This window comes from Aeromonas sp. FDAARGOS 1402, assembly GCF_019046925.1.
Lineage (GTDB): Bacteria > Pseudomonadota > Gammaproteobacteria > Enterobacterales > Aeromonadaceae > Aeromonas > Aeromonas caviae.
This window is the reverse complement of record NZ_CP077201.1, coordinates 898,890-916,742: the sequence shown is the minus strand read 5'-3', so window position 1 is coordinate 916,742 and position 17,853 is coordinate 898,890. Positions and strand designations below refer to the sequence as shown.

Sequence of the window (17,853 nt, the reverse complement as noted above, 5' to 3'; positions counted from 1 at the left end):
AAAAAGGGCACCTCGGGGTGCCCTTTTTCGTTGCCGTCTTGGGATCAGCGATTGAGCTGCTCCAGGTTTTCCGTCTTGCCGAGCACCACCACCTCGCACTCGGCCCAGATGTCCTGGAAGGCGCGGGGGCGGGCGCGATTGAACACACACAGCAGGTTGCCCAGGCCAAAGGCCGAGGTGGCGAGCCGGATCAGGGCCTGGGTGACGCGAATGTTGCTGCCGTCCAGGTTCTGGATGCGCAGGCGCCAGGCCCGCATGCCGATGGTCTGGCCGGCACGGACCCAGAACCAGGTGTAGAAACCGCAGATGACGAAGGCCAGCCAGGCGCTGTAGAGGGGGCTGGTGAGCAGCCAGGCGGCATCCTTGCCCTCGGGGACGCTCGCCATGCCGGTGGCCAGCAGCAGGTGGGCCACCCCCATGCCGATGAAGCCGGCGATGATCAGCAGGGCAATCACCACCAGATAGTCATAGAGCAGGGCGCCGAGACGGCGCAGCAGACCGGCGGACGGATGCCGGGGAGCAGGCTGGAGAGGGGTGGGGGTCTTACGCTTGGCCATGATGATTATTCCATTAATATGATGCGGGCATTCTATGTAACTGGCCTGGCATCGGCAAGGCGTTGAATAAATGAGCAAACAACGGTGGGGGCAAGAAAAACACCTTGCATGGCCAAGCGCCATTCGTATAATCCCTCGCAGCTGCCCGGGTGGCGAAATCGGTAGACGCAGCGGATTCAAAATCCGCCGTAGCAATACGTGTCGGTTCGAGTCCGACCCCGGGCACCATCAGATTCCATGACAAAAGGCCATCCTCGCGGATGGCCTTTTGTTTTTCCGGGCGGTGCGAAGAGGTGTACCCTCAGACCCTCAGACCCTCAGACCCTCAGACCCTCAGACCCTCAGACCCTCAGACCCACAGGCTCTCAGGCCATCAGCCTCTCGGACTGCCATCCCCTCAGTCGATATTCTGTGCGATGCGCCACAGCACGCCGGCGGGATCGTACAGACAGAACTCCTTCATGCGCCACGGCTGGGTGACGAGCTCTGTGACCCGGACACCGTAGCGGGCGGCGATCTGGCTCGCCTCCACTTGGGCCCGCCAGGCGGCCACGTCCTCCACCAGGAGGTGCATCATGAGCTGCTCGGCCAGCCCCGGGGGGTTGCCATCCTGCAGCAGGAAGCTTGCGTTGCCGAGATGAAAATAGGCTACGCCGTCGCCATCGGAGGCCAGGGTAAAGCCGAGATCCTGATAGAACTGCTTTGACAGCGGGAAATCCCGGGCAGGCACGAACGCCTTGATTTCGGTCACGTTGAGATTGGGCATGGGCTCCTCGCGGCGCTGGGAACAGGGGAAGATGGCTTGCCAGTATGACCGGGCATTTCGGGGCAGACCAGACGAATGGTGCGAGTTTGCACTCTTAAAGTGCTTGTGCCCCTCGGGTGGGGGGATATTGGTCGTCAGCCTCATTTGATTTCACCATGGTATGGCCCATTTCATTTATTTCATAAATACCTTAGCGGGATAGATAAGCCTGCCAGGGTGACATCACCACGGGTTCGCCCCGTCATTGTGAAGCGATTGGGTCATCCTGGTGCATTTTCCCGGCAATGCACAGCCAAAGTGCGATTTTCCCCCTGTAACCGGGCATCGTGCGCCAAGATGGTGCGTGTTGAATGTGATAAAAACATAACGCCATGAAATAAAAGGATTATTTTTCTTGGCCTGCTTTATGCTTTCCCCATGTCATGTCGCCATGATGTCTCCGTGAGCCACACAGGTGCGGTGGGCAGGTGGCCAGGTTGGAAATGCATATCAGGAAATGGACCCGGATGCCGGGACGACAAGGAGAGGGCTGTATGTTCAAGAGACTCGTAATGACTGGCCTGCTGGCGCTGGCCGCCACCATGGCCGCCCCGGGCTGGGCCGAAGAGGTGGCCGCGCAGGCCGATGTGGTACAGGCGGCCGCGACCGTGACCATCAACAAGGGGGACAATACCTGGCTGATGGTGGCGGCGGCCCTGGTGATCCTGATGTCCGTGCCGGGCCTCGCCCTCTTCTACGGCGGCCTGGTGCGCGCCAAGAACATGCTGAGCGTGCTGATGCAGGTGTTCACCCTGTTCTGCCTCATCACCGTCCTCTGGGTGGTCTACGGCTACTCCCTGGCCTTCACCGAGGGCGGCGCCTTCTACGGTTCCTTCGACAAGGTGCTGCTGATGGGGGTGACGCCGGATTCCATCGCCGCCACCTTCAGCAAGGGGGTCGGGATCAGCGAGTTCATCTACGTGGTGTTCCAGGGCGCCTTTGCCGCCATCACCTGCGGGCTCATCGTCGGCGGCTTTGCCGAGCGGATGAAGTTCTCGGCGGTGCTGCTGTTCGCGGTGATCTGGTTCACCTTCGCCTATATCCCGATGGCGCACATGGTGTGGTACTGGGCGGGTCCGGATGCCTACACGGATGCGGCCGCCGCCGAAGCGGCCGGTGCCACCGCAGGCTATCTGTTCCAGCACGGCGCTCTGGACTTCGCCGGCGGCACAGTGGTGCACATCAACGCCGCGGTGGCCGGTCTGGTTGGGGCCTTCATGGTGGGCAAACGGGTTGGCTATGGCCGTGACCCCATGACCCCCCACAGCCTGACCATGACCATGATCGGTGCCGCCTTGCTGTGGTTCGGCTGGTTCGGCTTCAACGCTGGTTCCTCCCTCGAAGCCAACGGCACGGCGGCCCTGGCCTTCGCCAACACCTGGATCGCACCGGCCGCTGCCGCCCTCTCCTGGACCTTCGCCGAGTGGGCGATGAAGGGCCGTCCCTCCCTGCTTGGCGCTGTCTCCGGTGCGGTGGCGGGCCTGGTCGCCATCACCCCTGCCGCCGGTTTCGTCGGTGTGGGGGGCGCCCTCATCATCGGCCTGCTCAGCGGTGTGGCCGGTTTGTGGGGCGTGCACGGTCTCAAGCGTCTGCTGGGGGCCGATGACAGCCTGGACGTGTTCGGCCTGCACGGGGTGTGCGGGATCCTGGGTGCCGTGCTGACTGGGGTGTTCGCCAGCCCGGATCTGGGCGGCACCGGGGTGTGGGACTATGTGACCAACCAGGTGGCCGAGGGGTACTCCATCCTGGCCCAGGTCAAGGTACAGGTCATCGGCGTGGGGGTGACCGTGGTCTGGACCGCCCTGGTCTCGGCCGTGGCCTACAAGCTGGTGGACCTGCTGATCGGTCTGCGGGTGAAGGAAGATGCCGAGCGCGAAGGGCTGGACGTGACCAGCCACGGCGAGAAAGCCTACAGCCATTGATCCTGCTGCCATGAATGTCATACCGCCGGCCCCGTCCGGCGGTTTTTTTATTGGGGCGGACTGGCCAGGCTGCCCGGACCGGGCCGCTGGTGGCCGGGGTCGCTATTTGTGTTTGCAGGGTCTTTTATGCCTGCATTTTGGGCGGATCTCCGCTAAACTCTGCCACCCTTTATTCGGGGTCGCCGGGTCTGCCCCGTCGTCACCCTCTCTTTCATGCCTTCGGAGCCGCTCATGCCGTTAGTGGGACACCAACATCAGATCGATATTCTGGAACTGACCGACAAGGGGGATGGCAAGGGTCGCCTGTTCGATCGCCCCCTGTTTGTCGAGGGTCTGCTGCCCGGTGAGCAGGCGCTGGTCGAGTTGACCGAGGTCAAACCGAACTACCTGCACGGCAAGCTGGTCGAGCTGACCCAGCCGTCCGCCGACAGGGTGCCGGATTTTTGCCCCAATACCGAGTGCGGTGGCTGCCAGGTGCGCCCGCTGTCCTATCCGGCCCAGCTTGCCCTCAAGCAGAGCCTGGTGCAGAGCGCACTGGAACAGGTCGGGCTGGGTGAGGCCGTGGTCAACCCCATCCTCGGCATGGAGACGCCGTTTGCCTACCGCAACAAGGCCCAGTACGCGGTGCGTGGCAGCGAGGCGGGCGCCGAGATCGGCTTCTACCGCAAGCACTCCCATGACCTCATCACCGCCGATGATTGCGCGGTGCAGGACTCGCTGCACGTGGAGCTCAATGCCCGGGTACGCAACTGGATGCGCGAGCACGACATCGCGGCCTATGACGAGGTGGCCCACACCGGCTGCGTGCGCAACCTGATGACCCGCAAGGGCTTCAAGAGCGGCGAGCTGATGGTGGTGCTGGTGACCCTGGGCGAAGCGCTGCCGTTCGAAGCCGAGCTGCTGGCGGCCCTGGCGGATCTGCCGGTCACCACCCTGGTGCAGAACATCAACGAGGTGCGTACCAACCGCATCCTGGGTGACAAGAACCGGGTGCTGCTGGGCAGCGGGGTGATCCGCGACAAGATCCACGAGCTCGAATTCGAGATCTCGCCCCTCTCCTTCTTCCAGAACAACCCGAGCCAGACCGACGTGCTCTACTCCAAGGCGCTGGAGTATTGCGAGCTGACCGGCAGCGAGACGGTGTTCGACATCTATTGCGGTATCGGCACCATCTCCCTGTTCCTGGCCGGCAAGGCCGCCAAGGTGGTGGGGATCGAGTCGGTGGAGAGCGCCATCAACGATGCCCGTCGCAATGCGGCCCTCAACGGCATCGAGCAGACCGAGTTCCACGTGGGCAAGGCGGAGCAGCTGATGCCTGCCCTGCATGCCGACGGGGTGAGCGCCGATGTGGTGGTGATGGATCCGCCCCGCAAGGGCTGTGACAAGGCGGTATTGCAGACCCTGGTGGCCATGGCGCCGCGCCGTCTGGTCTATGTCTCCTGCAACCCCCAGACCCTGGCCCGGGATCTCGCCTGGCTGGTCAAGCAGGGCTTCGTGCTGGACGAGGTGCAGCCGGTGGACATGTTCCCGCACTCCATGCACGTGGAAGCCGTTGCTCGCCTGAGCCTGCCAGCGAAGGCCTGATCGTCGCTCGGGCTCTTCCCCTCGCGCGATGCAGGTGGAAGTGGTTGCTCGCCTGAGCCTGCCAGCGAAAGCCTGATCGGGCCGAGGGCGTGGCGTTAGCCAGATGGCTCTGATAGAAACGACTCCTGAGGGAGTCGTTTTTTTATGGTCGTGGTCGGCAGGACTACCAGGCAGGGAGAGCAGGCTGATGATTCGTATGGCAGGGGTGGAGGATGCGGCGGCGCTGGACAGCTTCTTCGGGCAACTGGACAGGGAGACCCGCTTCATGCTGTATGAAGCGGGAGAGCGCCCCTCGGACATCGCGGGGCAGCGCAGGCGGCTCGAGGCCATGGCCGCGGCCCCCAATCAGGCCATGTGGTTGCTGGAGCTGGCGGGGGAGGTGCAAGGGGTTGCCGCGCTCCTTGGAGGCGGCCTGGCACGCAACCGCCACTGCGCCCTGGTGGTGATGGGGCTGCGTTCGAGGGCGCGCGGGCAGGGATGGGGTGAACGGTTGCTGCGCACCCTGATCGCGACCGCGAGGGATCTCGGTATCCACCGGCTGGAGCTGGGAGTGATGGCCCACAACGAGGTGGCCCACGCCTTGTATCGCAAGTGCGGGTTCGTGGAGGAGGGGGTGAGACGGCAGGCCTATCGGCTGGACGAGGGCTATGTGGACGAGATTGCCATGGGGCTGTTGCTGCCGCTGGACAGGCCATGACGCCGCTGGCCCCGAGATGCTGGTCTGGGGCGCTGGATTGGGGCAGGCTTGTGGGGAAACCATCAAGACAAGGAGGCGCCCATGAAGGGGATATTGCTGCGTTGGCTGGCTCGCTACGATGCCTGGTGCCAGGAGTGGGGACTCACACCGGAGAACCGGCGCTGCTGCGCGCCGGTACGCCATGATGAAGACGAGAAGCGCCCGGACAAGGGCGACGACCTCACTGGAACTGGCGGGTCACGGCGCCAGTGACGCTGTTGTAGTCGAACGATAGCCCGTCGGGGTATGCCGGGAAGCGGCCAACGGAGCTGCGCAGGGTATAGCGGCAGTTGTCGTGACGAAGGGCGCCGTCAGCCTGAGCGTCTGCCGGGATGAGCCGGGAGATGTAGTCACTGTCTGAATCCTGGTGCAACTCATCGGCCACCGTCAGATCGGTATCGAGCAGGGCGCCAAACAGGCTCTCGCAGTCGTCCCGGCTGCTGACGGAGATCTGATCGCTGTCGCCACCGGGGAAGACGGTATCGGGCCCCTGACCTCCCTGGTCCTCCTTGGTGCCAACCGGCCAGCCATGGCTGTTGATGTCGAGATCCTGCCTGCCCATGCCGCTAAAGTTGTAGAGTGCCAGAGGCTCCCCCTTCACCTTGACCGCCCAGCCGGCGTGGGCCAGCCGGGCGGCACTGGCAAAGCTGCCCGCCGTGGCCGAGACGCTGCTCTTGAGCCCGTCGTCCTGGATGTTGATGAAGCGGGGCAGGGCGGTCACGGCCAGGATCCCCAGCACGATGATGACCAGCACCAGTTCTATCAGGGTAAAGCCTCGGGAAACGTGTGTTGGCATGGAATGAACCCATTGAGTACGACAGACAGGTAAGCGCGACATGGAATTGATAGACACCCACTGCCACCTCGATTTTCCGGTCTTTGACGCCGATAGGGAGGCGCTGCTAACCCGGTGGCGTCAGCTGGGGGTGGGCGAGTATATCATCCCCGCCGTGGGAGAGGAAAACTGGGGGCGGGTGATGGTGCTGGCCGGGCGCCATGACGACATCCGTTATGGTCTGGGGATCCATCCCTGGTATGTGGGCAAGCAGCCCCGGGATGTACTGACCCGGCTGGAGACCCTGCTGGCGAGTCGGCCCCGTGGGCTGGTGGCCGTGGGGGAGTGCGGGCTGGATCTGCGCTCCCATGTGCCGCAGGAGGGGCAGGTCGAGATGTTCGAGGCGCAGGTGCGGCTGGCCATGGCGCATGAGCTGCCGCTTATCGTCCACTCGGTGCGTGCCAACGACACGGTCGCCAAGATCCTGCGGCGCTTCACACCGCCACAAGGGGGCGTCATTCACGCCTTCAGCGGCTCCCTGCATCAGGCGGAGGTGTTCTGGCAACTGGGTTTCAGGCTGGGGATCGGGGGGGTCATCAGCTATGAGCGGGCCAACAAGACCCGGGAGGCGATACGCCAGATGCCGCTGGAGGCCTTGCTGCTGGAAACCGACGCTCCCGACATGCCGCTGCAAGGCCAGCAGGGGGTGGTGAACACGCCGGCCAGCCTGCCGACCATAGCCCGCTTGTTGGCACAATTGCGGCAGCAACCGCTGGAGGATGTTATTTCGGTGTTACATGACTCCACCCGGCGGCTGTTCCCCCCAGGAAATCATGAAATTAACATTTGATTATCAAATGATGACCGAGTGATAAAAAACAGGGCCCATAAAAATCGTTTGCGGTCTAATTAAACGATGTTCAGGCCGTTTGTGGCTTATAAAATGTGACCAGTATTCTATTTTGTCGCACCGTAATTAGTATAATGCGCACCCTTGATTAGCGGCTTCAATACACAAATCGTTAACAAGCTGGCAGGTGCTACTAAAGAGGAAGTGTTAATAATGAATCTGATAATGGGTCTGGTAGGGATGGCGACGCTCATCCTTATTGCGGTGCTGTTCTCCAGCAACCGCAAGGCAATCAAAATTCGTACCGTAGGTGGCGCCTTTGCCATCCAGGCCGGTCTGGGGGCCTTCGTGCTCTACGTACCGGTCGGTCGTGACATCCTGGTGGGCGTGTCCGACGCCGTCTCCAGCGTCATCGGTTATGGCCAGAACGGCATCGAATTCCTGTTCGGTGGTCTGGTTGGCAACAAGATGTTCGAAGTGTTCGGTGGCGGTGGCTTCGTCTTCGCCTTCCGCGTCCTGCCCGTCATCATCTTCTTCTCTTCCCTGATCGCGGTACTCTACTACCTCGGCATCATGCAGTGGGTGATCAAGCTGCTGGGCGGCGGTCTGCAGAAGGTGCTGGGCACCTCCCGTACCGAATCCCTCTCCGCCACTGCCAACATCTTCGTCGGTCAGACCGAAGCCCCGCTGGTGGTACGTCCCTTCATTTCCAAGATGACTGACTCCGAGCTGTTCGCCGTCATGTGTGGTGGTCTGGCTTCCGTTGCCGGCTCCGTGCTGGCCGGTTACGCCTCCATGGGCGTCAAGATGGAATACCTGATCGCCGCCTCCTTCATGGCTGCCCCGGGTGGTCTGTTGTTCGCCAAGTTGCTGGTACCGGAAACCGAGACCCCGAGCTACGACGAGAACACCGCAGAAGGTGAGCTGGACGACAAGCCGGCCAACGTGATCGACGCTGCTGCCGCCGGTGCCTCCGCCGGTCTGCAACTGGCCCTGAACGTGGGTGCCATGCTGCTGGCCTTCATCGGCCTCATCGCCATGATCAACGGCATCTTCTCCGGTGTGGGCGGCTGGTTCGGTTACCCGCAACTCTCCCTGGAGCTGCTGCTGGGCTGGCTGTTCTCCCCGCTGGCCTTCCTGATCGGCGTGCCCTGGAGCGAAGCGGTCGTGGCCGGTTCCTTCATCGGTCAGAAGCTGGTGGTCAACGAGTTCGTGGCTTACCTGAATTTTGCCCCCTACCTGAAGGATGAAGTGCTGATCAACGGTGTGGCCATGTCCGAGCACACCAAGGCGATCATCTCCTTCGCCCTGTGCGGCTTCGCCAACCTGTCCTCCGTCGCCATCCTGCTGGGTGGTCTGGGCTCCATGGCACCGAACCGTCGCGGCACCATCGCCAAGTTCGGTCTGAAGGCCGTGCTGGCAGGTTCCCTGTCCAACCTGATGTCTGCGACCATCGCAGGCTTCTTCCTGGCGCTGTCCGGCATGTAACATCGCCTGACTGACAGGATAAAGACGAACGCCACAGCGATTTGCTGTGGCGTTCTCGTTTGGGGTGGTGACAACCGTTTTCCTATCAAGACTAATAATAAAGTGAGTCAAATCGGAGGTTCTATGAATGAAGTGCTACTGGCTATGGCGGCCGGCTTTATCGTTGGGGTGTTGTTTTCTTTCCTCAAGTTGCCGATACCGGCGCCGCCCGTCCTCTCCGGCGTCATGGGGATCGTGGGGGTCTATCTGGGGGGCATTGCCTACTCCTGGATCCTGACCCGCTTCTTCTCTTAAGCGCCTTCCAGCGCTGGATTTGCCGGGTGTGAGGTACCTCTGAAATTGGCAACTCCGGCTTGCAAACACGGGGTATCTCGGCTGAAATAGGCGATGCCAGCAGGGTGCTGGCATTGACTAATGCCCGGTGAATCCGGGTGTTGGCGGTCAAATGGAATTGATTGGGAAGTCGGGTCTGCGTAGTCGGCCTTTCTCAAGTCTTCATGGAACCAAGTCCGCACTTTTGTAAGAAAGTGACAGGGCTCTTGCCTTATTTGCAGCCGTATTGCCTGTGCATTTGCGCTGCAATTCCATATCCCGTTGCTCCGGGAACGTCTCTGCCGACCCTTGGTGTTCGGTGAAGCCGCTCGCGGGTGATGGGGCTTAACAAGACTTTGGAGACATAGCATGACTGATCTGAAAGTGGCCGCCCAACGCGCCCTGAACCTGATGGACCTGACCACCCTGAACGATGACGACACCGATCAGAAGGTGATCGACCTGTGCCACAAGGCCAAGTCTCCGGCCGGCCTGACCGCCGCCGTCTGCATCTACCCCCGTTTCATCCCCATCGCGCGCAAGACCCTGCGTGACATCGGCGCAGCCGACGTGCGCATCGCGACCGTGACCAACTTCCCCCACGGCAACGACGACATCGAGATCGCCGTGGCCGAGACCCGCGCCGCCGTGGCCTACGGTGCCGACGAGGTGGACGTGGTCTTCCCGTACCGCGCCTTCATGGCCGGCAATGAACAGGTCGGCTTCGATCTGGTCAAAGCATGTAAGGAAGCCTGCGGCGCCAAGGTACTGCTGAAAGTGATCATCGAGACCGGCGAGTTGAAGGAAGAGGCGCTGATCCGTCGCGCCTCCGAGATCTCCATCGACGCCGGTGCCGATTTCATCAAGACCTCCACCGGCAAGGTGCCGGTGAACGCGACCCCGGAAGCGGCCCGCATCATGATGGAAGTGATCAAGGCCAAGAACCCGAAAGTGGGCTTCAAGCCGGCCGGTGGCGTGAAAGACGCCGCCGTGGCGGGTCAGTACCTGGCCATGGCCGAAGAGATCCTGGGCAAGGACTGGGTATCCGCCCGCACCTTCCGCTTCGGCGCCTCCAGCCTGCTGGCCAGCCTGCTGGCGACCCTGGGGCATGGCGACAAGCCTGCCAATACCAGCGGTTACTAAGCGGTGGCAGGGGGCGGTGCGCCGCCCCCTTCCGGATCTGGTTCGGTCTGTGTTCGTGCGTGATGCACGGAGGGAATGAAAGATGTTTTTGCCTCAAGAAATTATTCGCAAGAAGCGCAACGGTGAAGCGCTCAGTACCCAAGAGATTCAATTCTTCGTCCAAGGCATAACCAACAACACCATCGGTGAGGGGCAGATCGCGGCCCTGGCCATGGCGGTCTACTTCAAGGACATGACCATGGATGAGCGGGTTGCCCTGACCTGCGCCATGCGCGACTCCGGCATGGTGCTGACCTGGGACCACCTCAACCTGGGCGGCCCCATCGTCGACAAGCACTCCACCGGCGGTGTGGGTGACGTGGTCTCCCTGATGCTGGGCCCCATGGTCGCTGCGTGCGGCGGTTTCGTGCCCATGATCTCCGGCCGTGGTCTCGGCCACACCGGCGGTACCCTGGACAAGCTGGATGCCATCCCCGGCTACCAGACCTCAGTCGACAACGACCGCTTCCTGAAAGTGGTGAAAGAGGCGGGGGTTGCCATCATCGGCCAGACCGGCGATCTCGCCCCGGCGGACAAGCGTATCTACGCGGTACGGGATATCACCGCCACCGTCGAGTCCATTGCCATGATCACCGGCTCCATCCTCTCCAAGAAGCTTGCCTCCGGGCTGGAAGCCCTGGTGATGGACGTGAAGGTGGGCTCCGGCGCCTTCATGCCGACCTTTGAAGCCTCTGAAGAGCTTGCCAAGAGCATCGTCGCCGTGGCCAACGGTGCCGGCTGCCGCACCTCTGCACTCCTGACCGACATGAACCAGGTGCTGGCCTCCAGCGCCGGCAACGCCGTGGAAGTGCGCGAAGCGGTGCGCTACCTGACCGGTGAGTATCGCAACCCGCGCATCCACGAAGTGACCATGGCCCTGTGCGCCGAGATGCTGATCTCCGCCGGTCTTGCCAGCGATGACGGCGATGCCCGCACCAAGCTGCAAGCGGTGCTGGACAATGGCAAGGCAGCCGAGATCTTCGGGCGCATGGTGACCGGCCTCGGTGGTCCCGCCGACTTCATGGAGCGCTACGACGCCTACCTGCCCAAAGCCGCCATCGTGCGCCCCGTCTACGCGGCCCACAGCGGATTCGTCACCGCGATGGATACCCGTGAACTGGGCCTGGCCGTGGTGGCCATGGGGGGCGGTCGCCGCGCCGCCGCCGACAAACTCGATTATGCGGTCGGTCTGACCGACTTTATCCGCCTGGGTCAGAGCGTCGATGCTGACAAGCCGCTCGCCCTGATCCACGCTCAGACAGAAGCTCAATTTGCCGAGGCTGCCCGCATGGTGCAGGCTGCCGTGAAGATCGGCGACACCCGACCAGAGGCGCTGCCCGAGGTTTACCGTCGCATCGGTCTGGCTGATTTGTAACAAGGGGAAGTCCCATGAAACGTACCTTTATTCTGATGATGGACTCTTTCGGTATTGGTGCTGCCGCCGATGCCGACAAGTTCGGCGACGTGGGGGCCAATACCCTTGGCCATATCGCCAAGGCGTGCGCCGCCGGTGAGATCGAGGGCCGTGGCGCTCTCAACCTGCCAAACCTCAGCAAGCTGGGTCTGGGCCACGCGGGCGAACTCGCCAGCGGCACCTTCCCGGCCGGACTGAACAAGGATGTCGAGGTGATCGGTGCCTACGGCTTTGCCCAGGAGCTCTCCTCCGGCAAGGACACCCCGTCCGGTCACTGGGAGATTGCCGGCGTGCCCGTCTTGTTCGAGTGGGGTTATTTCCACGACCATCACAACAGCTTCCCGCAGGAGCTGCTGGATGCCATTGTCGAGAAGGCCGGTCTGCCCGGGTATCTGGGCAACTGCCACGCCTCCGGTACCCAGGTGCTGGACGATCTGGGCGAAGAGCACATGCGCACCGGCAAGCCGATCCTCTACACCTCTGCTGACTCCGTGTTCCAGATTGCCTGCCACGAAGAGACCTATGGCCTCGAGAAGCTCTATGAGCTGTGCCACATAGTGCGCGAGCTGCTGGAGCCCTACAACATCGGCCGCGTCATCGCGCGTCCGTTCGTGGGCAGCGGCAAGGGCAACTTCAAGCGCACCGGCAACCGCCACGACTACTCCGTGCTGCCGCCGGCACCGACCGTGCTGGACTACATGAAGGAAGCGGGCGGTCAGGTGGTCTCCATCGGCAAGATCGCCGACATCTATGCCCAGCAGGGCATCACCAAGCAGGTGAAGGGGACCGGTCTGACCGAGCTGTGGGACAGGACTCTGGAAGAGGTCAAAGCGGCCGGTGATCAGACGATCGTCTTCACCAACTTCGTCGACTTCGACTCCTCCTACGGTCACCGCCGTGACGTCAAGGGCTACGCCGATGCGCTGGAGTACTTCGACTCCCGCCTGCCGGAGCTGTTCGACCTGCTGCAGGATGGCGACGTGGTGGTGCTGACCGCCGACCACGGCTGTGACCCGACCTGGAGCGGTACCGACCACACCCGCGAATACATCCCGGTGCTGTTCTACGGCAAGCCGGTCAAGGCGGGCTCCGTCGGTCGTCGCGAGACCTTCGCCGACATCGGCCAGAGCATCGCGGCCTACCACGGCCTGCCCAAGCTGCAATACGGTACCAGCTTCCTGTGATGGTGACCCCGGGCCGGTTCGCCTGCCCGGGGTGCCACAGGGCCCCGGTTTCCTGTAATGTACCGCCGCCGCGCAGGCAGCGGACAATCCATAAAGACAATAAAACTCAACCTAGTGTGAAGGAATAAAGAGAATGGCAACTCCTCATATCAATGCGAAAGATGGCGCCTTTGCTGATACCGTGCTGATGCCGGGCGACCCCCTGCGTGCCAAGTACATCGCCGAAACCTTCCTGGAGAACGTCGAGCTGGTGTGCGACGTGCGCAACATGTTCGGTTTCACCGGCACCTACAAGGGTCGTCGCATCTCCGTCATGGGTCACGGCATGGGCATCCCGTCCTGCTCCATCTACGCAAAAGAGCTGATCACCGACTACGGCGTGAAGACCCTGATCCGCGTGGGCTCCTGCGGTGCCGTGCGTGAAGACGTGAAACTGCGTGACGTGGTGATCGGCATGGGTGCCTGCACCGACTCCAAAGTGAACCGTCTGCGCTTCAAGGACCACGACTTCGCCGCCATCGCCGACTTCGACCTGGTGGCCAATGCCGTTCAGGCCGCCAAGAACAAGGGTGTGGCCGTGCGCGTGGGCAACATCTTCTCCGCCGATCTGTTCTACACCCCGGACCCCTCCATGTTCGACGTCATGGAAAAATACGGCATCCTGGGTGTCGAGATGGAAGCCGCCGGTATCTATGGCGTGGCCGCCGAGTACGGTGCCAAGGCGCTGACCATCTGCACCGTCTCCGACCATATCCGTACTGGTGAGCAGACCACCTCCGAAGAGCGTCAGCTGACCTTCAACGACATGATCGAAATCGCGCTGGACTCCGTCCTGCTGGGTGACAACTGATCCCCCTCGCGCATAAAAAACGGCGGCCCTCGGGCCGCCGTTTTGCATTTTTGCGAAGCTCGGTCAGAGATCGAGGGCGAAGCGCCCCTTGCCCGACTGCTTGGCCTGGTACATGGCGGCATCGGCCCGGTGCAGCAGATCATCGATGTGACAATACTGGCCCGAATGACAGAGGGCACCCCCTATGCTGCCGGCAAGGGGCAGCCGGTGACCGGCCACGTCCCCGGGAACCGCCATGGCCGCCAGCAGTCGCTCGCACAGGGCAGGCAGCTCCTGCGCGGGTTGGCGCAGGGCAGGCAGTATGATGGTGAACTCGTCGCCGGCCAGGCGCGCCACCATGTCCCCCGGGCGCACCTCGGTACTCAGCACCTGGGCAAAGCGCTGCAACAGGGCGTCGCCGACGTGGTGTCCCAGCCTGTCGTTGATCCCCTTGAAGCCGTCGAGATCGAGGAACAGCAGCCCCAGGGGTTCGGCATTCTGGCGCACCCGCTCCAGCTCCCGGGAGAGGCGCAGGGTAAAGGCGCGCCGGTTGGACAGGCCGGTGAGGGGGTCGTGAGCAGCCTCGTGTTCCAGCTGACTTTGCAGCGCCTTGAACTCGGTGATGTCGCTGCCGAGGATGTAGACCCCGGGCTCGTCGCCCCGGCTCGGGATCATGGTGATCCTGAGGTCACGCTGACCTATGGGCAGATCGAAGCGGCGCTCGAAACTCACCTGTTCACCGGCGAGGGCCTTTGCCACATAGGCCATGGCCCTGCCGTGGGCCTCCTCGCCGATGACGTCCCGCACGCTCATTTCCCGCATCTGTTCGGTATCGAGCCCGAAGTAGCGGCAATAGGCCTGGTTGGCGAAGAGGTAACGCCCCTCGGGTGACACCATGCTGATGGTGACCGGCAGGCCATCGGTGATGGCCCGCAGTCGGGCACGGCCACGCTCGATCTCCGCGAGCACCTGGCGGCGGGCGGAGATGTCATGCAGGAAGAGGGCGAGGCGCACCTTGCCGTCGAACTGGTAACGCTCGGCGATCACCTCGACCGGGATGTGCCGGCCTGCGCGGGTGATGATGTCGCACTCCAGCCGCCGTGGCGGACTCTGCGGGTTGCCTGACAGACTCAGCAGGGGGTGATCGGCGCCGAGCAGCCCGAAGAGGGGACGGCCCAGCATCTCGTCGGCGTGCCAGCCGAGCAGGGTGGTGGAGGCCGGGTTCCAGCCTGTGATGATGAAATCGGCATCGAGCTCGAGGAAGGCATTGCTGGTGTGCTCCAGCATGTGCTGCAAGCGGCGCTGCTCCTGCCACAGCTGCTGCTGCATGGCACCGCGCTCGCGCATCTCCTGATGCAACTGCTCCACCGTGCGGGAGAGCTCACTGGTCCGTGACTGCACCTGCTGCTCGAGCCCTTGCTGCAGCCGCACGAGTTCGGCTTCGGCCTGTTTGCGCTCGGTGAGGTCGGCGAACACGGCGATCATGTGGGGGGCCATGGTGCGGCTCTGGCAGAGGGTCACGCTGAGCTGGACCCAGCACTGGGTGCCATCGGCCCGGATCATCCGCTTCTCCAGTCGGTAATCCTGCCGTTGCCCCGCGATCAGGGCATCGAACAGGGGCTGCTCCCGCTGCAGATCTTCGGGATGGGTCATGGCGAGCCAGGTCCGGCTCAGCATCTCGTGCTCGCTGTAACCGAGCAGCCGCTCCAGCCCCGGGTTGGCTCTCAGCCATTTCCCCTCGAGGGAGGAGAGGGCCATGCCCACCGACGACTGGTTGAAGGTGAGGGTGAAGAGATGCTCCTTGTCTTCCAGCACCTGGTTGAGGGTGCGCACCTGGTGGCGCCGCTCCAGATCGTGCAGGGTGTTCTCCACCAGGCGGCCGAAGTCGTCGAGATCCCGGCAGGCATCTTCGTCGAGATGGCGCGGCACATGGTCCACCAGGCAGAGGGTGCCGAGCACCACGCCATCGAGGGCGCGCAGGGGTCGGCCGGCGTAGAAGACCACGCCGGGATCATCGGTCACCAGCGGATTGTCGGCAAAGCGGAGATCCCGTCTGGCATCCGGTACCTGCATGATGTCGGGGCGCAAAATGGCATGACCGCAGAAGGAGTGCTCCCGGTTGATCTCGCACATATCGACCCCCGTGCGGGCGAGAAACCACTGCCTGTTCACGCCGGTCAGGGAGACCATGGCGATGGGGAGTGCGAAATGCCGGGTGATGAGCCGGGTGAGGCGATCAAGCTGATCGATGGGCTCGTGGTCGAGCAGGCCGAGGATGCGCAGTCGTTCCAGTCGACTGTGTTCATCCCGAGGCAAGGGGGGGGCAATCATGTGGCTCTCCTGCCAGTGATCTTGCCAGTGTTATATACAAGCCGGAGGATGTGATCCACTCCCGCTTATTGCGGAGCGGCGGGTTTGCTCTGTTTCTTGTGCTTGCGCACCCGCATGTAGTTGCGACGCACCCCGTAGGAGATGAGCAGGCCGGCCAGCAGCATCACCAGCAACATCAGGCGCTGTTTCTCTTGGTTGACCTTGAGATGGGTATCTTGTGCGGCCAGCAGTTTCTGCTCTTCCAGGGTGATCCTCAGATAGCCCAGGGTCAGGTTTCCGTCCTGGATCTCCTGGACAAACTGGATGCGCCCCTTGCCCTGCTCCGGCAGGGATTTGTTGTCGCTGCCGATGGGCAGCAGGCTGTCCAGCGGCAGGGCGTTGTCCGACTGGGCGAGGGGAATGCCGCGGGCGTCGTAGAGGGTGACATCCAGAATGTCAGGCTCGGCGGCCAGATCCTGCGCCAGTCTCTCCAGTTCGCTCTCCTTGTCCTCCTTGATCCAGCGGCGCATGTCCCGGGCGGCATAGGCGACCAGCGCCTGTGCCCTGTCCCGTGCCGCCGCGTGCAGGGCGGCCTGGCTCTCTCCCTGCATGTGGATGAGCAGCACCAGCACCCAGAGACCGAGCAGGACTCCCGCCGCCAGGCTGACAACACGTTTGATGGGAAGATGACGCACAGAACCGGGCCTCTGGTAATGGATGAGCGGGGCTGGCTGGTGCCCCGGTGCCGCGAAGCGGGAAACAGGGTGGTCTGTTTCCATGTCTGCCCGCACCGCAGGCGGGATCTTGGCGCTTGCCTGTACAAAAAGCAATACGCTACTCTGGGCCCGCATGATGAACCCCATGATTTCCAAGGAAGGCGTCTCTCTTATGTTGTTGTCCCAACTTCCCCGCTCCCTGCACGACTGGTCCGGGGCCCTGAGCTGTGCCCCCTGCTGGCAGCTCACCAACGAAGCCCTGCTGCCCGCGGCCAACGCCCACGACAGCGCTTGGATTGTCCTGTTTGGCAAGGGGCTGGAGGCCGGTCATCTGGCCCGCCTGGCCCAGCAGCTGGATGCCCTGGGGCTTGAGTCAAGCCTCTATCCCGCAGGGGAGCAGGCCGGTATTCCGCTGCTGCTGCTTGGCACCAACCGCTTCTCCCCCGAGCTGGTGCAGGCGCTCAAAGCCCAGGAGTGGGACATCGACCTGTGTCATCTGGCCGCCCTGCCGACCCTGAGTGAGCCCGGTCTGCTGGTGATGGACATGGATTCCACCGCGATCAGGATAGAGTGCATCGACGAAATCGCGCGGCTGGCCGGGGTCGGTGAGCAGGTGGCGGCCGTTACCGCGGCAGCCATGCAGGGCAAGCTGGAGTTTGCCGACAGTCTGCGTGCCCGGGTGGCGCTGCTGGAAGGGGCGCCTGTCACCATCCTCGACGAGGTGGCGGCCGACATGCCCTGGATGCCGGGCCTGCCACTCATGGTCGATACCCTCAAGCAGGCTGGCTGGAAGGTGGCGATCGCCTCCGGTGGCTTCACCCGCTTTGCCGGCGAGTTACAGCGTGCCCTGGGTCTGGATGCCATTTTCGCCAACGAGCTGGCGGTGGAAGGGGGCTTGCTGACCGGCAAGGTGAGCGGCCCCATCGTCGATGCCGCCGCCAAGGCCGAGGCACTGCAACTGCTGGCCTCGGAGTACGGGGTGGCTGCATCCCAGACGGTCGCGGTCGGCGATGGTGCCAACGATCTCAAGATGATGGGGGTGGCGGGGCTTGGCATTGCCATTCATGCCAAACCCCTGGTTCGTGCCCAGGCGGCGGCGACCCTCAATCACCACGATCTGGAAGGGGTGCTCTGCCTGCTCGGCGCCCTGGCCTGTCGCGACCGACGCTGGTGCTGATCCCGCTCAAGG

17 protein-coding genes and 1 tRNA gene are annotated in these 17,853 nt (G+C 63.0%); 13 read left to right on the top strand and 5 right to left on the bottom strand.

From position 1 onward, the window contains the following. Positions 1 to 44: 44 nt before the first annotated feature. Positions 45 to 557: an RDD family protein gene (locus I6L32_RS04390; protein ID WP_043154146.1), complete on the bottom strand. Its 513-nt coding sequence runs from the start codon at positions 555 to 557 to the stop codon at positions 45 to 47. A gap of 143 nt (positions 558 to 700) precedes the next feature. On the opposite strand from I6L32_RS04390, the gene I6L32_RS04385 reads away from it, so the two are divergent. Next, positions 701 to 785, top strand: a tRNA-Leu gene (locus tag I6L32_RS04385). Between the two features lie 169 nt (positions 786 to 954). Here I6L32_RS04385 and I6L32_RS04380 read toward each other — a convergent pair. Next, positions 955 to 1,323: a VOC family protein gene (locus tag I6L32_RS04380; protein WP_128341747.1), complete on the bottom strand. Its 369-nt coding sequence runs from the start codon at positions 1,321 to 1,323 to the stop codon at positions 955 to 957. A 533-nt stretch (positions 1,324 to 1,856) separates the two neighbouring features. On the opposite strand from I6L32_RS04380, the gene amt reads away from it, so the two are divergent. The 4 genes from amt (at position 1,857) to I6L32_RS04360 (ending at position 5,817) form a co-directional block, all read left to right on the top strand. Then, on the top strand, positions 1,857 to 3,284 hold the full coding sequence (gene amt, locus I6L32_RS04375) for an ammonium transporter (RefSeq protein WP_010673021.1): 1,428 nt from the start codon (positions 1,857 to 1,859) through the stop codon (positions 3,282 to 3,284). Between the two features lie 231 nt (positions 3,285 to 3,515). Then, positions 3,516 to 4,868: a 23S rRNA (uracil(1939)-C(5))-methyltransferase RlmD gene (gene rlmD, locus I6L32_RS04370; RefSeq protein WP_049636483.1), complete on the top strand. Its 1,353-nt coding sequence runs from the start codon at positions 3,516 to 3,518 to the stop codon at positions 4,866 to 4,868. Positions 4,869 to 5,055: 187 nt separating this feature from the next. Then, the gene (locus tag I6L32_RS04365) at positions 5,056 to 5,565 is read left to right on the top strand and encodes a GNAT family N-acetyltransferase (protein WP_216944745.1); all 510 of its coding nucleotides are present in this window, start codon (positions 5,056 to 5,058) and stop codon (positions 5,563 to 5,565) included. 81 nt (positions 5,566 to 5,646) lie between these two features. Next, entirely contained in the window at positions 5,647 to 5,817 is a 171-nt protein-coding gene (locus I6L32_RS04360; protein ID WP_185367286.1) for a DUF5363 family protein, read from the top strand. Here the strand turns inward: I6L32_RS04360 and tppF are convergent. Beyond that, positions 5,786 to 6,400 carry a type IVa pilus pseudopilin TppF gene (gene tppF, locus I6L32_RS04355; protein WP_029313748.1) on the bottom strand — a complete coding sequence of 205 codons (615 nt, stop codon included), beginning with the start codon at positions 6,398 to 6,400 and terminating at the stop codon, positions 5,786 to 5,788. The two genes, I6L32_RS04360 and tppF, sit on opposite strands and share 32 nt — an antisense overlap. 40 nt (positions 6,401 to 6,440) lie before the next feature. Here tppF and I6L32_RS04350 point away from each other — a divergent pair, with 40 nt between their 5' ends. The 7 genes from I6L32_RS04350 (at position 6,441) to deoD (ending at position 13,659) form a co-directional block, all read left to right on the top strand. Further along, positions 6,441 to 7,229 carry a TatD family hydrolase gene (locus tag I6L32_RS04350; protein WP_216944744.1) on the top strand — a complete coding sequence of 263 codons (789 nt, stop codon included), beginning with the start codon at positions 6,441 to 6,443 and terminating at the stop codon, positions 7,227 to 7,229. 213 nt (positions 7,230 to 7,442) lie between these two features. Next, entirely contained in the window at positions 7,443 to 8,717 is a 1,275-nt protein-coding gene (locus I6L32_RS04345) for a NupC/NupG family nucleoside CNT transporter (protein ID WP_010673026.1), read from the top strand. 123 nt (positions 8,718 to 8,840) lie between these two features. Then, positions 8,841 to 9,011, top strand: coding sequence for a XapX domain-containing protein (locus tag I6L32_RS04340; protein WP_010673027.1), 171 nt, complete (start codon positions 8,841 to 8,843; stop codon positions 9,009 to 9,011). A 387-nt stretch (positions 9,012 to 9,398) separates the two neighbouring features. Continuing rightward, positions 9,399 to 10,172 carry a deoxyribose-phosphate aldolase gene (gene deoC, locus I6L32_RS04335; RefSeq protein WP_039039946.1) on the top strand — a complete coding sequence of 258 codons (774 nt, stop codon included), beginning with the start codon at positions 9,399 to 9,401 and terminating at the stop codon, positions 10,170 to 10,172. A gap of 82 nt (positions 10,173 to 10,254) precedes the next feature. Continuing rightward, positions 10,255 to 11,586, top strand: coding sequence for a thymidine phosphorylase (deoA, locus tag I6L32_RS04330; RefSeq protein WP_043153005.1), 1,332 nt, complete (start codon positions 10,255 to 10,257; stop codon positions 11,584 to 11,586). Between the two features lie 14 nt (positions 11,587 to 11,600). Continuing rightward, on the top strand, positions 11,601 to 12,809 hold the full coding sequence (locus tag I6L32_RS04325; RefSeq protein ID WP_039039948.1) for a phosphopentomutase: 1,209 nt from the start codon (positions 11,601 to 11,603) through the stop codon (positions 12,807 to 12,809). Between the two features lie 133 nt (positions 12,810 to 12,942). Continuing rightward, complete coding sequence (gene deoD, locus I6L32_RS04320; protein ID WP_203764115.1) at positions 12,943 to 13,659, top strand: purine-nucleoside phosphorylase; 717 nt, start codon at positions 12,943 to 12,945, stop codon at positions 13,657 to 13,659. A 63-nt stretch (positions 13,660 to 13,722) separates the two neighbouring features. On the opposite strand, the gene I6L32_RS04315 is transcribed toward deoD, so the two are convergent. Both I6L32_RS04315 and I6L32_RS04310 read right to left on the bottom strand, forming a co-directional pair. Further along, positions 13,723 to 15,969 (bottom strand): PAS domain S-box protein, encoded by a 2,247-nt coding sequence (locus I6L32_RS04315; RefSeq protein WP_216944743.1) that lies wholly within the window; start codon positions 15,967 to 15,969, stop codon positions 13,723 to 13,725. A 65-nt stretch (positions 15,970 to 16,034) separates the two neighbouring features. Beyond that, positions 16,035 to 16,643 (bottom strand): AhpA/YtjB family protein, encoded by a 609-nt coding sequence (locus I6L32_RS04310; protein WP_010673032.1) that lies wholly within the window; start codon positions 16,641 to 16,643, stop codon positions 16,035 to 16,037. Positions 16,644 to 16,836: 193 nt separating this feature from the next. Between I6L32_RS04310 and serB the strand changes: the two genes are divergently transcribed. Beyond that, on the top strand, positions 16,837 to 17,841 hold the full coding sequence (gene serB / locus I6L32_RS04305; protein WP_216944742.1) for a phosphoserine phosphatase SerB: 1,005 nt from the start codon (positions 16,837 to 16,839) through the stop codon (positions 17,839 to 17,841). Positions 17,842 to 17,853 lie beyond the last annotated feature (12 nt).

Excerpts from the sequence above, each read along its gene's own strand:
- I6L32_RS04390 (WP_043154146.1), bottom strand. The coding sequence starts at position 557 with ATGGCCAAGCGTAAGACCCCCACCCCTCTCCAGCCTGCTCCCCGGCAT.
- I6L32_RS04380 (WP_128341747.1), bottom strand. The coding sequence starts at position 1,323 with ATGCCCAATCTCAACGTGACCGAAATCAAGGCGTTCGTGCCTGCCCGG.
- amt (WP_010673021.1), top strand. The coding sequence starts at position 1,857 with ATGTTCAAGAGACTCGTAATGACTGGCCTGCTGGCGCTGGCCGCCACC.
- rlmD (WP_049636483.1), top strand. The coding sequence starts at position 3,516 with ATGCCGTTAGTGGGACACCAACATCAGATCGATATTCTGGAACTGACC.
- I6L32_RS04365 (WP_216944745.1), top strand. The coding sequence starts at position 5,056 with ATGATTCGTATGGCAGGGGTGGAGGATGCGGCGGCGCTGGACAGCTTC.
- I6L32_RS04360 (WP_185367286.1), top strand. The coding sequence starts at position 5,647 with ATGAAGGGGATATTGCTGCGTTGGCTGGCTCGCTACGATGCCTGGTGC.
- tppF (WP_029313748.1), bottom strand. The coding sequence starts at position 6,400 with ATGCCAACACACGTTTCCCGAGGCTTTACCCTGATAGAACTGGTGCTG.
- I6L32_RS04350 (WP_216944744.1), top strand. The coding sequence starts at position 6,441 with ATGGAATTGATAGACACCCACTGCCACCTCGATTTTCCGGTCTTTGAC.
- I6L32_RS04345 (WP_010673026.1), top strand. The coding sequence starts at position 7,443 with ATGAATCTGATAATGGGTCTGGTAGGGATGGCGACGCTCATCCTTATT.
- I6L32_RS04340 (WP_010673027.1), top strand. The coding sequence starts at position 8,841 with ATGAATGAAGTGCTACTGGCTATGGCGGCCGGCTTTATCGTTGGGGTG.
- deoC (WP_039039946.1), top strand. The coding sequence starts at position 9,399 with ATGACTGATCTGAAAGTGGCCGCCCAACGCGCCCTGAACCTGATGGAC.
- deoA (WP_043153005.1), top strand. The coding sequence starts at position 10,255 with ATGTTTTTGCCTCAAGAAATTATTCGCAAGAAGCGCAACGGTGAAGCG.
- I6L32_RS04325 (WP_039039948.1), top strand. The coding sequence starts at position 11,601 with ATGAAACGTACCTTTATTCTGATGATGGACTCTTTCGGTATTGGTGCT.
- deoD (WP_203764115.1), top strand. The coding sequence starts at position 12,943 with ATGGCAACTCCTCATATCAATGCGAAAGATGGCGCCTTTGCTGATACC.
- I6L32_RS04315 (WP_216944743.1), bottom strand. The coding sequence starts at position 15,969 with ATGATTGCCCCCCCCTTGCCTCGGGATGAACACAGTCGACTGGAACGA.
- serB (WP_216944742.1), top strand. The coding sequence starts at position 16,837 with ATGTTGTTGTCCCAACTTCCCCGCTCCCTGCACGACTGGTCCGGGGCC.